This is a genomic window from Tardiphaga sp., assembly GCF_044336785.1.
Taxonomy (GTDB): domain Bacteria; phylum Pseudomonadota; class Alphaproteobacteria; order Rhizobiales; family Xanthobacteraceae; genus Tardiphaga.
Map to the genome: position 1 here is coordinate 1 of NZ_JBIIOT010000047.1, position 14078 is coordinate 14078.

Here is a 14078-nt window from a genome sequence, read left to right on the forward strand (position 1 = left end):
TGCGCGGCCGAAGATCGACACCGCGACCTTCACGCGCGAACGCGCTTCGTCGACTTCTTCCACCACGCCGGAGAACGATGCGAACGGGCCATCGGCCACCTTCACGTTCTCGCCGATCTCGAACGAAATCGATGTCTTCGGGCGCTCCACGCCTTCCTGCACCTGATGCAGGATGCGCATGGCTTCAGCTTCCGAAATCGGCATCGGCTTGTTCTCGGCGCCGAGGAAGCCCGTGACCTTCGGGGTGTTCTTGATCAGATGGAAAGCTTCGTCGGTGAGCTGCATCTTCACCAGCACATAGCCGGGGAAGAATTTTCGCTCGGCTTCCATTTTGCGGCCACGACGGACCTCGGTCACCTTTTCGGTCGGGACCAGCACCTGCTCAAACAACTCTTCGACGCCACGCTGCTTCGCCTGCTCCTTGATGGATTCGGCGACCTTCTTTTCGAAGTTCGAATAGGCGTGAACGATATACCAGCGCATGCTCATGATTCAGGTCCGTTTAGCGAATGCCGAGCAAGAAAGTCACAAGCAGGCGAATGATCTGATCTGCCGCGAAGAAGAACACCGACGACAGCGCCACCATGATGAACACCATGATGGTGGTGATGGTCGTCTCGCGACGCGAAGGCCACGTGACCTTGTTGGTCTCGGTGCGCACTTCCTGCAGGAATTTGAACGGGCTGAAAGCCATCGTTAGGTGATCCGCATCCGTCGTGAGACGATTGAATAGTTTCAGGAATCCAGACAGCCCTCTTGCGCCCGATCCATCACCGAAGGAACCAGAAGCACCTTCGTCGTGGATGAGCCGCCAAGCGAGCTCGTTTGTCTGGAGATCGAAGCCGCGTCGGAAGTCCGTGATACGGGCCGACAGCGAGTGGCGCTTTGTATGGCGACAACGCGAAAAGGTCAAGAACGCCAATGGGGACGGCTGGAACCCGCCCGTCCTGCCCCGTCGTCATGGCAGGAATCGCTAAATCAAAATATCTAAATGATATTATTCACCTATTTTCGCACCACCGACCGGACGTGCCGGACCACGTGATCGGCCACGATCGCGTGCCCTTCGGCGGTCGGATGCACCGCCCCGCTATACATCGCCGCATAGACCGGCTGCAGGATATCGAATTGGGTGAAGCCCGGCGAATGGACATTGGCGGTCAGGAACGCGTCATTGGGGGTCCGGAACAGGCGCCAGCGCGATGCATAGGGCAGATAGGCAGCCGGCGAGTAAGGCGTGAATTCCTCCTTGCCGAACCAGCGCCGCGGCATGGCCATTGCCTCGCCGTCGGCCTGTGGCCGTTTCGGATCCCGCGCGCAAAGGCCGCGCCTGGTGAACTCCGCCTGGTGATCGGTAATCAGCCGGAAGCCGGTCCCGGCGCCGGTCGCCAGTGTCGGGCACCCGGCCCCACGCCCATTGGTGATGCAGGCGGTGCGGGCGAAGAAGTCGTTCAGGAAGCTCACCGTCTCCGCCAGCCGCTCGCGCGACAGCGACAGTTTCTTGTGCACGTCGAGGCCGAGCGTCGGCTGGGCGCCGCACATGGCGCCAGTCTCGTCGAATTGAATTGGCTCATAGGCGGTCTGCAGCACATTGGCCGGCTGCACGCCAAAACCGTCACGGAGCGCGTCACGCAGCGCCACCATGCGCTCGTCGAGCTGCTCCATATAGGCGCGCGACACCTGCGGCGAAAAGCGGATCTGCTTGCCGAGCAGGTTGGCGATCGGCGCGAGATCACCGGCCGAGTCCGTCATCGCGTAGACCATCAGAGGCGAGAAGCCGACATCATTGCCGCCGATGGACAGCAGCAGCGTATCGATCGGCCGCTTGCGCTCGGACGGTGCGCACCAGGCCTTCGAGACCGGTGTGTTCGCCACCTGCACACTGCCGCTGGCATAGGTCGGCAGATTGTAGGTCGCCCGCTGCGTGCGGCCTTGCGGCGTCCTGCAGATCAGGTCGGCAAGCTGATCGAGTTGCGAGCGCACCATCGCATTGCCGGCCCCCTCGCGCGCTTTCTTCTCAAGGAACAGGCCTTCGGCTACTTCCGCGCCGGTGCAGGCCAGACTCACAAGCGTCACCGAGCGATGCGGATTTTCCATCGCCATCTGCAGGCCGACGCGGAACGGATAGCCATATTGCGAGCGGTGGCAATCCGGGCTCAGCCAGCGCGCATTGGCGGCGTTGAACGCCTTGTCGAATTGCGCCGACGCGAGCGGGAAATACAGCTCCTGTTCTTCGTCCGAGAGTTTTCGCCGCGGCAGGTTCTTGTAGTCAAAACTTCCTGCGGGCGCTGCCGGCGTCAACTTCTGCAGCGACTTGCTGGTGCTGCGCGTCGCCATCTCTTCACGCATCAGCGTCGGATCATAGACCATTTCGCGCACGGCACTGAATGTCACCGGCACATCCGGATTGCTTTCGCCGGATGCAAAGGAATCGCCGAGCGCAACGATGAACAGATCCTCGACGGCGACCTGTTCGCTCAATGTCCGGCCGCCGGGCAAGGCAACCTGCACCGCAGCCCCCGACAGGTTGCGATCGACCGAGAATGGCAGCCGATTGATCTTCAGCGGCGTCGCACAGGATTGCGTGCGCGTTTCGGCCTTGCTGCCGGGCCGTCGTGGCGTCCAGCTCCAGGCGCAATCACCGGCACCGGCTTCCGCCACGCGCTCCGGCGCCAGCCGGATCACCACCGTATGCGCATCCGGCAGCACATAGTCTTCCTTCGCCGTGCCCCAGGAATAGCGGCGGTCGCACGTTGCCAGATAACGGCCCTGCCGGCTGTCGTAGCAGACCGCGTCGATGGTCTGCGCCGCCCAGCCGAGCCGCGAACGATTGTAGCCGGCGCGCGCGGTGTCGGCGCAACTCGTGAGACTGGTCTTGTCGATGCAATCGGGATCGTTCAGCCGCCGCTCGGTGCGCCACACCACATCGGTGGGCGGCAGCAAGGCCTCGTTGCGCGCCGCGGGATAGCCCCGCTCATACATGGCGAAAGACGCGGCGTTCTTGAAGAAGCGGAACGGGCTTTCCACCTGCCAGAGCAGGTCGGCAGCATAGGCGCCTTGGCCATTGACCGACACCAGCAACGCCGTGGCCCCCACGACGAACGTCACGAGCAATTTCATTTTGATTCCCAGGATTACGCAGCAACTGATCTGTCGCCCTGACGGTAAATCAGGTTCATCGCCGCGACGGCGCGCCACAGGAACAACCGCGCAGTTCCGTAGATGGAACATGCACTCTGCTATTGAAACAAATTGCAGGCCGCTACCGGCAAAAGCATTAACCAGCCGGCCAATCGTGCGCATTCCTGCACATCATGACACCACCATTGGTTGACGAAACAATCGCCTTAAATGGTTTGTATGGGAGTGTCGGCGCGAGATCAGAATCATGGTCATCATGTTGCCTGCCGCCAGTATCCGGACGTCCCCCAAAAACACCGCCATCAGCGGTGACGCACCTGCGCAACCACCGCGCCGGGTTGCCCAGCGTCGGCCGGCCTATATCGCGCAGGCGGTCAGCTATGTCATCGATGCCGCTATCCTGTTCGCCTATGCCAGCATCGGCGTCACCACGGTCACCACGGGTCTCGTTTATCTGACGCTGCGGCTTGCGGTGGTCGGCGTCGCCTTCTTCCTCTCGGAAACCCGCGTGACGGATCGGTTGAGAGACCATTATCTGTTCGTCCCGCTCAGCCTGGTCAGCATCACCATCCAGATCGGCGCGATCTACCTCGTGCCGCAGATCGGATTCTATTTCATTGCGATCATCTTCGTCGTGCTCGGCTTCGGCGCGCTACGGATGTCCGCGAAGCAGACGGGCATCGTCTGGGCCTATGCCGCCATCGGCCTCGCCGTACTGTTTCTGCTGACAGACAAACCGATCAGCATTCCCATGGGCGATGAGACCGAGCGCGCGCTGGCGCTGGCTTGTTTCGTCAGCACCCTCGCCCGCTGCGCCGGTGCCGGGCTCTATGGCTCGTCCATGCGCGAGCTGCTCTATCGCCGCAGCAATGATCTCGCCGCCGCCAATGCGCGGATCGAGGAGCTGGCGCAGCTCGATGAACTCACCGGCGCTTATAATCGCCGTTACATCATGAAATGCCTTGGCGACGAGATTGCGCGAATTCAGCGCGGCGCCCATTGCTGCTGCGCCTTGATCGACCTCGATCACTTCAAGCGCATCAATGATCGCTTCGGCCATCCCGTCGGCGATGAGGTACTGCGCCGTTTCGCAGCCTCGATTTTCGCCAATATCCGCATGGTCGATAAACTTGGCCGCTATGGCGGCGAGGAATTTCTGCTGGTGTTGCCGGACACCAACACCGATCAGGCGCTACAGATCGTCGAACGCTTGCGCGGCACCATCGCCGAGCTCGACTGGTCCGCGATCGCACCCGACCTCACGCTCACTCTCTCCGCCGGCCTCAGCGAGATCGCCTCCAACGACACGCCGGAAGACCTGCTCGCACGCGCTGACCGTGCGCTGTATCGCGCGAAAGATGCCGGCCGCAATCGCGTGCTTGCGGCAGCACAGCGACGCCGGTTTGGCTGAGTGACATAATCATTCAAAAAATATTATGCGCTGCACGCGGTGTGCGGCTACGCGCGCGCAGGTGTACAGTTACGCAAATTCTCGAACACGCGCGACTACTAAGGTTAAACTTTTCATCTGATTGAAGCCTTTGCGTTGACTCGCTCTCATCCATGCGTGCGCAGCAAAGCGCACGTCTAGACAGGAGAAAACGCATGAAGAAACTTGCAACTATCGTTGTTGTGGCGGCTTCGCTCGCGAGCCCGCCCGTCTTTGCCAAGGGTCTCAATCTCGGCATCGGTGCCGGGGTTGGCGTTGCGACCTCGGGCCTTCTCAACACGGCAATCGCCGTCAATCCGTCTGTCACGGTCGGTGTCGGAGGCACCGGAACCGGCACGGGCGGCGCGGCAGCCGGCGTGGGCGTGAATGTGGGCGCAGCGGTCAGCAAGTCCGGACTGCTCGGTGGCCTGTTGAGCAAGGGTCTCACCGTAGGCGTCGGCGCGAGCGCCGCGGCCTGCGGCTGCTGATCCCGAACTAAACCTCTCCACTAACAAAGATGTGGGCGGGAAACCGCCCACATCACTTTGCATGCGTCAAACGTCTTGCAGCCAAACGCAAAGCGCCCGTCTATCGGCAGTCATCTGCCGACAGACGGGCGCTTTTCTTTCGTCAATGATATTCGTGCGGATCGTCCAGCGACACCCACACAGACGCCAGCAGCGACGCCCCGATGAACGGTACGAGACAAAGTCCAAGTCCGGCCCAGATGACGATCAGTGCTGTGGTCATGTTCGTTACTCCCGCATGCTTTGATTTGCAGGGAGTTTGGGCGAACCCGGCAGGAGTGTGTTAACGGCGTTTACGAACCTACCACCACACGCATCGATATGCCGTTTACGTTAAACACTGCGACTTTCCGACACTAGCACGCGCGCCATGCAGCGTCTGGAACGTCGCGGCGGCCGAGCGACCAATGTTGAAGTCATGCGCCCAGGTGGCACGGCCGCGCAGTGTGAGGATTGCATCGTTCAACGCGAAAGATTTGTCGCTGCGCAATCCGAGTTCGCTCCGCGTCGCGGTGATAACTCCTCCCCTTGAGCATTCAGAGGAGGGACTTAGAACTGGTGCGATTCAGCGAGCCTGAATGTTTGAGAGGAAGGCACGGGTTTCATCGACGACGCGATCCTGAAACTTGTGGTCCTGCACCAGCGGGGAGCCCTGCATGGGACGGCCGCCTTCGTCGTAATAGATGCCGGTTTGGTCAGACGGATCGAGCAGTATTTGGGTTAGCACGCGTGCGGCGCGCTTCGGAGTGCTCAGAATTTTGAGGAAGGGCATCAACAGCGGCACCAGCAGCGGAATGACATAGGCTTGCACCAGGCGCATGGTGACGCCGAGATCGGCCCCTCCAAGACCTGTCGTCGGATTGAAGCCCGGCTCGACGGCGATGAACTGCAGCCGGGACGTCTCGCGTGAGAAGGCTAGCGCCGCCGCGAGGATCGCCTGTTTGGACGTGGCATAGGCATCGAAGCCAGGCTTCGCGGAGCCACCCTGTTGCCATTCGCCCCGCGCACTTGCCTCCACGGAAATAAAGCGGCCTCCACGGAATCCAGCCGCGACGGCGGGCTTGCGGCCGGGGTCTTCGACGGCGGACACAACGAAAACGACCTTGGCGCCATTCGGGAGAGTTGGCACCAAGGCCTCCGTCAGCGCGAACGGACCAAGGTGGTTGGTCGCGAACGAAAGGTCCCACCCGTGCGGGGTTTTCGCAGGTTGCGTCAGCATGACGCCGGCATTGTTGACGAGGCCCGCGATCGGCAAGCGCAGTGCCGCGATCTCGCCAGCTGCTTTGCGCACGCTCTGCATGTCCGACAGATCGCACACCACAGACATGGCGTGTCCGCCGCTCAGCTCGATGGTCCCTTGCAACGCATCGAGCTTGCGCGGGTCACGTCCAACCAGAACGACGGTGCCATGTTTGGCAAGCTCAAGCGCGGTTTCGCGGCCAATTCCTGAGGTCGGACCGGTGACGATATAGGCCGGCAATTTCGGAAGCGACTTCATTGAGTTATCTGGCACCACATTCTCCATAAGTGTCTGGCTAGTCAGTCATTCTGTTGTCAAAAAATCAGGCGATCATGCGCCACACGGCGTCGAACGCCGTCTTGCTGTGGGCATCGGCGTTGACGGGATCCCGCGCCATCAGCCCCATTGTCGCCTCGGCGACGCCCATCACAAGGGTGGCAACCAGGGCGATCGGCGCCTTGCGCATCGGTCCGTCGGCGCAGCTTTGTTCGAGCAGTTTTGCGAGTGGCGAAAACGCGTGGTCTGCGGCCTTACGGCTCTGCGGCGTGATGTCGTCCGACACACCCAGGATGGCCAGCACTCGCCGTTTCTCCGGCTCCGAGACCGACCATCGCAGCCAGTGCGACCACGCATGGCGCATCTGCTCGCGAAGCGCGCGATTGACCGGAAGGCCGGCCAAGGCGAATGCCGCAGCCTCCGTTTTGAGTTCGACATAGAGTGCGTTCAGCAGCTCGGTCTTGGTGTCGAAATAGGTATAGAGCGATCCGCTGGCGACACCCGCCTCTTTGGCGATCAGGGCCGTCGGCGCGCTCAAGCCCTGAACGGCGATGACACGGATGGCCGCCACCAAAATCGCTTTGCGCCGATCATCGCTTTTTGGTCTTGCCATGACATCATCGATATAGATGACTGGCCAGTCAGTCAATAGCATCGATGTCGAAAGCCCAACCGCCTGCATATGCGACCGGGAATTGCTGCGCCGACCGGCCGTGGCGTGTCGAAACTGACCGAAATCGCTGCCTCCGTCGAGGTCGCGACTTTCCAGGAGTGTACGTCGTAGCTCCCGAACCTGGTCTCAGGTGTCAGTGACCTCGATGAGCTCACTTCGAGGTCGTCAATTGCAGACTCTCGCCTGGAAGGAGTGTCGAAAAGCGTTGAGGGGACATCGCAGTCCGCGTCAGCGCCTCTGTCAATTTCTGACGCGGCTCATCATAGCCCTCATCGCTCAATTGAAACGTGCCCCAATGATGAGCGATGGCCCGCTGCGCGCCGCAGAGTCGAAACGCCTCTACGGCTTCGTCCGGATTCATGTGCTGCTCCTTCATGAACCAGCGCGGCGCATATGCACCGATCGGAAGCAGCGCCAGCCGCAATTGCGGATGTGCGTGACCGATGTCACGGAAGCTAGAGCCATCGCCAAAACCAGAGTCTCCGACGAAATAGACTCCACCACCAGGCGCATCGATCACAAAAGCCGCCCATAGGGCCTGTCGACGGTCGCTGAGTCCACGTGCCGACCAATGTTGCGCGCGTCGAAGGGTAACGACGACGCGCGGGTTCAGGCGAAAGCTGTCACCCCAGTCGCCACTTTCGACCACGATCGAGCGATCGGCCTGGCGAATGACGGCATCATTCCCCAGCGGCGCGATGATGCGCGGCTTGTCACGTTTCCAAAGCTTGCCGACGGTCACAAGGTCCATGTGATCATAGTGATTATGACTGATCAGGACGGCGTCGATACGCGGCAAGTCGTCGAAGGCAACTCCCGGCGGTGCGTGCCGCTTTGGCCCGGCGAAGGAGAAAGGACTGGCGCGCTGTGACCAGACCGGGTCGAGGAGGATGTTGACTCCATCGATCTGGACCAGAAATGACGCGTGGCCCACGAACGAAACGCGGCAATCCCCATTGTTGACACGGGCGGGCGGCTTATCCGGCGCCATTCGTGGCAATTCGTCGGGCCAATCTGTCGCATCCGATCCCATGCGCCATTTGAGCACATCGATCAGTCCCTGATCTTCGTTCGGGCTCCCTGGGTTGAAAAATCGCACCCCGTCGAAATGATCGCTGACGGGTCCTCGATAATAGGAGCTTTGGCTTGCCAGTGCGGTACGCGGCAATGCGCTGGCGACGAGACCCGCCAGGCCCGCGAGCAATCGACGGCGTGATGTTGCAAAGCCCGTCATCATTCTCTCAGCTAAATTGAAGGCCTCTCGGAGGACGCCGCATGCGTCCGCTGTTCAGAACAGGAGGACGCGTTTGTCCCGGCTCAGAAGGCGCGCGGCGGCGTGGTGGCGACCGGAGCGGACATATCCGAAATGCCGCGTGCCCATGACATTGTCGGCGCGTATTGCAACTCCCGGCGGGCCTTGTCCGTGCTGACCGTGAACGGCTTTCCGATCAGTTGAAGCATCTGGCGCGTGATCGGCGGTTCGCCCTTGAGGCGGAGCAGACGCCAGACCAATCCCATCACGCCGGCAAGCCGCCACGCCATCGCGAAGGAGACGGCCTTGTCAGCGGCCGTGACGTTCCTTGTCGCCAGCAGACCGCCCATCACGCTCTTGAGCGTACCGGTTTCTGCATCCGCCACGAAGTAGGCCTCGCCTCCGCGGCCGTGATCCGCCGCAAGCAGCAGCGCCTCGACGAGATTATCGACGTGACAGGTCGACATCGCCTGGGTCCCGTTCTCCACCCACTGCCACTGCCCGGCCTTCACGGCGTCGATCATCTGATCGAGCATCGGCATGTCGGATCCCCAGATCATGGGAGGCCGGATCGCAATCGTCTCAAAGCCGGCGCGGCGACCATTTGCCGACAGCAGCATCTTTTCCGCCTCGGCCTTGGATGAGCTGTAGGGCGCAAAGTCCCGGCTTTGACGCGGGGCGGTCTCGTCCACCGCCAGGAACGGCTTCGGATCGCCCATCACCACCGCGGCTGCACTGACGGCCACCAGCTTGCGGACGGATGAGGTCGCGACTGCGGCGTCCACGATAGTCTTCATGCCATCGACATTGACGAGGTCGAATTCGGAGCGCGGTCCCCACATCTTGAAATGGGCAGCGACGTGGAAAATCACATCGACGCCCATGAGGCCAGCTTCCAAAGCGGCGCGATCGCCCAGTTCACCGCGCACCGGCGTTGCGCCCGCATTCGTGACCGCCTGCGCTGCCCTCGTGCTGCGGGCCAGGGCCCGCACCTGCCAGCCCCGTTGGGTCAAGGCGCCGATGAGCTTGCCGCCCACAAATCCGGAACCGCCGGTGACGAAAGCAACCCGCGACTTACCAGCACTGTGACCCGTCATTTGACCTCTCCATTGAACAGCATTCAACAAACATATTATGAATTATGTTCTTTGTGTCAATATGCGGCTTTTGGGATATACAGCTCGCCATGAGTAACGACAGCGAAACCGGGACTTCCATAACGACCGCACGCATCCTCGATGCGGCGAAGTCGCAGATCAGGCGCTTCGGCGGGCAGAAGACCAATATCGTTGATATTGCAAAGGTTTTAGGCACCTCGCACACCACGATCTACCGTCATTTCCGCTCCAAGTCGGAGGTTTTCGACGCGATCGTGGCCGAGGCGATGAACGACGAACGGGAGCTGGCAGCGACATTTGTCTCGGCTGCCGGCAAAGCATCGGACCGGCTGCTGGGCCTCACGGTCGCGCTCCACCGTCGCAAGCGCGAGCGCTTCGTCGACGACTTTGAGGTCTACCAGCTTTATCGCCGGGTCATCGAGGAACGGCCGGATCTGGTCCGCGACTACGCCACGGCAATGACCGGTCTGGTGGAAGCCATCCTCGCTGACGGCGTGCGTCAGGGTGAGTTCAAGATCGGCGATGTCGTCGCGGCTGCAGGAGTGGTCCGTGACGCTGTCACGGTCTTCATCCATCCGGCGCACGTGGAGGCGGCACATCGCGCAGGCATCGAGATGGAGCCGATGCTGCGACGAGTCATGGCGGCACTACAGGTGGCTTTCGAGACCGGCATCGCATTCGACGGGTTATGACTCTTTTCGGCGAGCGACGTGCTGTCGCCGCCGAGGTCGCAGGCGCATTACCAACCGCAGGGCGCTATCGACAAACAACTGTCGATTGGTCTCCTTTGGGTGCAAGCTTCCCCGCGACCCAAAGGATACCAAGCCGAGCAGGTCAGGCAGCGCCGAACAGCGCCAACGTCCTTTGCCTTGCTGCCGTCGCGCTCTTCTCGTCGTAGTCCGCGCGTCGATCAGAATTGAACCCGTGCCCGGCGTCGTAGACATAGGTCGTCACGCCTGCATATCATCGAGCGCGGACCTCACCTCGACGACGGGAATTTCCTGATCGGCGTCGCCGAGATGCACGATGGTCGGACACCGAGGCGTCTCGGTCTTGAGCTTCGGAATCATGCCGCCGTAGTAGCAGGATGCGGCTGAAAGATTGTCGGCCCGGCAGGCGACGGCGTAGGAGACCGAGCCGCCATAGCAGTATCCGACGATCCCGACTTTTCCTTTGGCCGCCAGGATGTCGATGCAGATCCGGGCGTCGGCAACGGCGAGATCCAGCGAATGCGCGCGGACGAGATCGATCGCCTTGTCGATATCGGCCTTGCTGTAGGACAGCTTCAGCCCCGGTGCGGCCCGGTCGAACAAGGCAGGCGCCAGCACCTCGTAGCCGGCATCGGCGTAGATCTGGCACTGCTCCCTGATATGGTCGGTCAGCCCGAAGATCTCCTGAACAAGAACGACGCCGCCCTTGCGCTCGCCGACCGCCGCGACGTGCCAGGCGTCGAGCGCCTGGCCGTCGGACATCGTGATCTTCTCCATCTGTCCCGTGATTTTCATGTCAGTGCTCCGATGTCGACCGATTTGGTTACCAGGGCTGCACGTCGGAGCCGTGGAAGAACGAACCCGTCGGCCCTTCGCTGCCAACCATGGCAAGCATGACGCTCGTCGCGGCGCCCTCGTCTGCCGCCATGGGTGCGTCGACGCCGTGCAGGGCCGTCTTCACGAAGCCGGGATGGGCTGCGTTGACCTTGATATTCGTGTCGCGAAGTTCGTAGGCCAGATGCACGGTCCACGCGTTCAGGGCGGTCTTCGAGATGTTGTAGGCCGGGATCTTGAAGTCGTAGAAGGCCGAGGTCGGATCGACATTCGCGGCCATCGATCCCAGAATGCTGGAGACGTTGACGATGCGTCCGGCGGCCGACTGCCGCAGCAGCGGAAGGAAGGCCTTGGTCACGGCGACCACGCCGAACAGGTTGGTGTCGAACGTGTCCCGCCACATGCCGAGATCCTGGTCGGACGGCTTCTTGTCGAAGGCGTCACGCATGACACCGGCATTGTTGACGAGCACGTCCAGGCGACCATGACGAAGCTCCACGGCTTTTGCGGCCGTGTCGATCGTGGCCTGGTCGGTCACGTCAAGAACGACGCTCTCGGCAGACAGTCCTTCGGCAACGAGCGAAGCCGCTGCCGCCTCGCCCAGCCCGGCATCGCGCGCGGCGATGACGACATGGGCTCCCTGCTGTGCGAGCTGACGGGCCGTTGCGAAACCGATGCCCTTGTTGCCGCCGGTGATGAGTGCGATCAGGCTTTGCATTTCAGTGTTCCTCTTGGTTGGTGACCAAGAGTTACGGCGCGCCACCTCATTGCACAAATCGATCCGCCCAATCCTCTCTATCGAAAATTCGAATGGGCGACACGGCCTGTCATCGAGGCATCCTGGACGTTGGTGCGGGCCACCATTCACAAGTACCATCTACAAAACGCATTGAAGCCGTTGGCCTTCACGACCAACGGCCTCAGAATGTCGGCAACCATAGCTGCTCCGAGCGGTCAGGCAGCCTGCGCGCGCCGCGTGCCGTGGGCCGCCGAGACCTCGATGATCTGCTCGCGCAGCCATGCGGCTGACGGCTCGTTGTCGGTCTTGGTGGACCAGATCAGGGAGATCGCGGGGAGCGCCAGTTTGACCGGCGCAGTCTGGCAAACAAGGCCGAACACCGACGCGTAGCGTTCCGCGATCTGCATGGGCATGGTGACCACAAGCGGCGCCTTCGCGGCCGTCGCCAGGGCGGTCAGGTAATCGGGGACGCCCATCACGATATCGAGGCGGTGTCCCGCCCCCGTCAGCATGCTCCCGATACATCCCTGGATGTCGTCGTCCTGCGACACGAACACGTGGCGGCTCTCCAGATACGTCTCACAGTCGATCTTGTCGTCGATGTCGATCAGGGCCGGGCTGTAGCAGCAGGCCAGGTGCTGTTCGAACAGAACCTTGTGGCGGTATCGATCCGGAGACGGCGGATAGCAGCCGATCGCAAGATCGATCAGGCCCTCGTCGAGCTCCCGTCCGATCTTTGAAGCAAGAACACGGTGGGAGATCAGCTTCACGCCGGGCGCCGTGTCCGTGAGCTGACCGCTGAGGTCAGGCATCAGAAGCAGCTCCTCGCACGAGAAGCCGATCCGGAAGATCTTGTCGGACACAGCGGGATCGAAACGTTCGGTCGACAGCACGATCTTCTGCATCTGCCCGAGAACGGCGCCGACCTGCTCGGCCAGCACCTCCGCCTTCGCGGTCGGCTGCATCAGGTTGCCCACGCGCACGAAGAGCTCGTCATCCATCAGCAGCCGCAGCGTCGAAAGGTTATGGCTCATCGCCGGCTGCTGGATCTTCAGACGCGCTGCCGCCTTCGTCACGCTTCGATCCTTGAAGAGAGCGTCAAAGGCTACGAGCAGGTTGAGGTCGAACGAGCGGAGATTGAAGTGATTGATGTTTTCCAAAGTCGTTACCGCATATGGTCCGAAGGAAATACGCAATCCTTCAATATTGGCTGTCGCAACGATAGACAGGGGCGCTAGACGCCGACGGCTTCCAACCTATCGGGTTTTCCGGCAAGTGGCTATGCCCCGGTGAAGAACGAAGAGCCCATGAGTACCGGAGGCGTCGCCAACGATCTCGCCCCATCGCTTTTGAGACAAGGCCATCAAAGTCTGGAAAGCCGAGCGCCAGATCATCGGCTACATCGACACTGTCAGACATCAATGAACACATTCTCCGGGTTGCCTGTCGCCGCTGTGAACGCGTCATTGAGATCCAACGGGCCGACGCGATCCGCCTCTTCACCGCTTTGGCGACGTCAAACTACTCAATCCCGAAAATATTGCGGAAGCGGTTTCCTATATCGTGACGAACCCCCGCAATATTGCGATCAACGAAATCGTCATCCGGCCAATCGATCAAGCGTAACCGCATCGGCCGACGATGGCGGTCGGGCGAGACCGATGTTCATTCACGTGGGGACAGCTCAACGTCGGCCTGTCTCCACGAAGGCCAGTTCGGTTGGCTCGACCGCCCCGGCGAAAGTGAACGTCGTCCGCTGGACGACGTCAGACATTTGCCTGCCGTCGGCCCTCCCCCTTCATTCGGGACGTGTGATTTCGTCGGCTACGCTTGCAGAATTTCACAGTGGACAGACTTCGCTGCGGCCCAGGCTCCACAACGCTGCCTTTGGTCGCGCTCCTGACATGCGAAATGGTGCCTAACCTTCGGTGCGCTGATGCGTGACCGTCTGTGTCATGCAGGCCTCTCTCGCGAATGTACCCTGAGATGTTCGGTACGTAAGGCGGCATAGGTCGAAGGCAGCTGCAGCGGTTGAGATCGCACTTGCCGCCCCAAGACAGAGACAGCACAAACGAACCCACGCACCGGCGGCAATCGGCCAAATCGAGGTTTTTCTGGAAATTGCCCCAGGCTGAAATA

The 14078-nt window shown here is 61.3% G+C and carries 14 protein-coding genes; 3 read left to right on the forward strand and 11 right to left on the reverse strand.

From position 1 onward, the window contains the following. The 3 genes from nusG to ACIQ2A_RS14785 all read right to left on the reverse strand — a co-directional run. Positions 1-489, reverse strand: a 489-nt coding sequence (gene nusG / locus ACIQ2A_RS14775; protein ID WP_398480393.1) for a transcription termination/antitermination protein NusG, incomplete at its 3' end; no start/stop codon positions are given. A 13-nt stretch (positions 490-502) separates the two neighbouring features. Then, positions 503-694: a preprotein translocase subunit SecE gene (gene secE / locus ACIQ2A_RS14780; RefSeq protein WP_211909060.1), complete on the reverse strand. Its 192-nt coding sequence runs from the start codon at positions 692-694 to the stop codon at positions 503-505. A 311-nt stretch (positions 695-1005) separates the two neighbouring features. Next, positions 1006-3120, reverse strand: a complete 2115-nt coding sequence (locus ACIQ2A_RS14785; protein WP_398480396.1) for a hypothetical protein — start codon at positions 3118-3120, stop codon at positions 1006-1008. A gap of 268 nt (positions 3121-3388) precedes the next feature. Here ACIQ2A_RS14785 and ACIQ2A_RS14790 point away from each other — a divergent pair, with 268 nt between their 5' ends. Beyond that, positions 3389-4552, forward strand: a complete 1164-nt coding sequence (locus ACIQ2A_RS14790) for a GGDEF domain-containing protein (RefSeq protein ID WP_398480398.1) — start codon at positions 3389-3391, stop codon at positions 4550-4552. A 194-nt stretch (positions 4553-4746) separates the two neighbouring features. Further along, positions 4747-5058 carry a hypothetical protein gene (locus ACIQ2A_RS14795; RefSeq protein ID WP_398480400.1) on the forward strand — a complete coding sequence of 104 codons (312 nt, stop codon included), beginning with the start codon at positions 4747-4749 and terminating at the stop codon, positions 5056-5058. A gap of 604 nt (positions 5059-5662) precedes the next feature. On the opposite strand, the gene ACIQ2A_RS14800 is transcribed toward ACIQ2A_RS14795, so the two are convergent. From ACIQ2A_RS14800 to ACIQ2A_RS14815, 4 genes are all read right to left on the reverse strand, one after another. Continuing rightward, positions 5663-6595 carry an SDR family NAD(P)-dependent oxidoreductase gene (locus ACIQ2A_RS14800; protein WP_398480402.1) on the reverse strand — a complete coding sequence of 311 codons (933 nt, stop codon included), beginning with the start codon at positions 6593-6595 and terminating at the stop codon, positions 5663-5665. A gap of 64 nt (positions 6596-6659) precedes the next feature. Next, positions 6660-7226 carry a TetR/AcrR family transcriptional regulator gene (locus tag ACIQ2A_RS14805; RefSeq protein ID WP_398480404.1) on the reverse strand — a complete coding sequence of 189 codons (567 nt, stop codon included), beginning with the start codon at positions 7224-7226 and terminating at the stop codon, positions 6660-6662. 211 nt (positions 7227-7437) lie between these two features. Further along, complete coding sequence (locus ACIQ2A_RS14810) at positions 7438-8520, reverse strand: MBL fold metallo-hydrolase (RefSeq protein WP_398480406.1); 1083 nt, start codon at positions 8518-8520, stop codon at positions 7438-7440. 83 nt (positions 8521-8603) lie between these two features. Continuing rightward, complete coding sequence (locus ACIQ2A_RS14815) at positions 8604-9635, reverse strand: NAD-dependent epimerase/dehydratase family protein (protein ID WP_398480408.1); 1032 nt, start codon at positions 9633-9635, stop codon at positions 8604-8606. Between the two features lie 89 nt (positions 9636-9724). Here ACIQ2A_RS14815 and ACIQ2A_RS14820 point away from each other — a divergent pair, with 89 nt between their 5' ends. After that, entirely contained in the window at positions 9725-10348 is a 624-nt protein-coding gene (locus tag ACIQ2A_RS14820; RefSeq protein WP_398480410.1) for a TetR/AcrR family transcriptional regulator, read from the forward strand. 142 nt (positions 10349-10490) lie between these two features. Here ACIQ2A_RS14820 and ACIQ2A_RS14825 read toward each other — a convergent pair whose 3' ends face one another. The 4 genes from ACIQ2A_RS14825 to ACIQ2A_RS14840 all read right to left on the reverse strand — a co-directional run bounded on the left by ACIQ2A_RS14825 (position 10491) and on the right by ACIQ2A_RS14840 (position 13099). Further along, on the reverse strand, positions 10491-10610 hold the full coding sequence (locus ACIQ2A_RS14825) for a dienelactone hydrolase family protein (protein ID WP_398480412.1): 120 nt from the start codon (positions 10608-10610) through the stop codon (positions 10491-10493). Then, a complete protein-coding gene (locus ACIQ2A_RS14830) occupies positions 10607-11161 on the reverse strand; it encodes a dienelactone hydrolase family protein (protein WP_398480415.1) in 555 nt (184 codons plus the stop codon). Before ACIQ2A_RS14830 ends, ACIQ2A_RS14825 begins: the two co-directional genes overlap by 4 nt. 28 nt (positions 11162-11189) lie before the next feature. After that, positions 11190-11918, reverse strand: coding sequence for an SDR family oxidoreductase (locus ACIQ2A_RS14835; protein WP_398480417.1), 729 nt, complete (start codon positions 11916-11918; stop codon positions 11190-11192). Positions 11919-12154: 236 nt separating this feature from the next. Then, positions 12155-13099, reverse strand: coding sequence for a LysR family transcriptional regulator (locus tag ACIQ2A_RS14840; RefSeq protein WP_398480419.1), 945 nt, complete (start codon positions 13097-13099; stop codon positions 12155-12157). Positions 13100-14078: the final 979 nt, after the last annotated feature.

Excerpts from the sequence above, each read along its gene's own strand:
- secE (WP_211909060.1), bottom strand. The coding sequence starts at position 694 with ATGGCTTTCAGCCCGTTCAAATTCCTGCAGGAAGTGCGCACCGAGACC.
- ACIQ2A_RS14785 (WP_398480396.1), bottom strand. The coding sequence starts at position 3,120 with ATGAAATTGCTCGTGACGTTCGTCGTGGGGGCCACGGCGTTGCTGGTG.
- ACIQ2A_RS14790 (WP_398480398.1), top strand. The coding sequence starts at position 3,389 with ATGGTCATCATGTTGCCTGCCGCCAGTATCCGGACGTCCCCCAAAAAC.
- ACIQ2A_RS14795 (WP_398480400.1), top strand. The coding sequence starts at position 4,747 with ATGAAGAAACTTGCAACTATCGTTGTTGTGGCGGCTTCGCTCGCGAGC.
- ACIQ2A_RS14800 (WP_398480402.1), bottom strand. The coding sequence starts at position 6,595 with ATGAAGTCGCTTCCGAAATTGCCGGCCTATATCGTCACCGGTCCGACC.
- ACIQ2A_RS14805 (WP_398480404.1), bottom strand. The coding sequence starts at position 7,226 with ATGGCAAGACCAAAAAGCGATGATCGGCGCAAAGCGATTTTGGTGGCG.
- ACIQ2A_RS14810 (WP_398480406.1), bottom strand. The coding sequence starts at position 8,520 with ATGACGGGCTTTGCAACATCACGCCGTCGATTGCTCGCGGGCCTGGCG.
- ACIQ2A_RS14815 (WP_398480408.1), bottom strand. The coding sequence starts at position 9,635 with ATGACGGGTCACAGTGCTGGTAAGTCGCGGGTTGCTTTCGTCACCGGC.
- ACIQ2A_RS14820 (WP_398480410.1), top strand. The coding sequence starts at position 9,725 with ATGAGTAACGACAGCGAAACCGGGACTTCCATAACGACCGCACGCATC.
- ACIQ2A_RS14830 (WP_398480415.1), bottom strand. The coding sequence starts at position 11,161 with ATGAAAATCACGGGACAGATGGAGAAGATCACGATGTCCGACGGCCAG.
- ACIQ2A_RS14835 (WP_398480417.1), bottom strand. The coding sequence starts at position 11,918 with ATGCAAAGCCTGATCGCACTCATCACCGGCGGCAACAAGGGCATCGGT.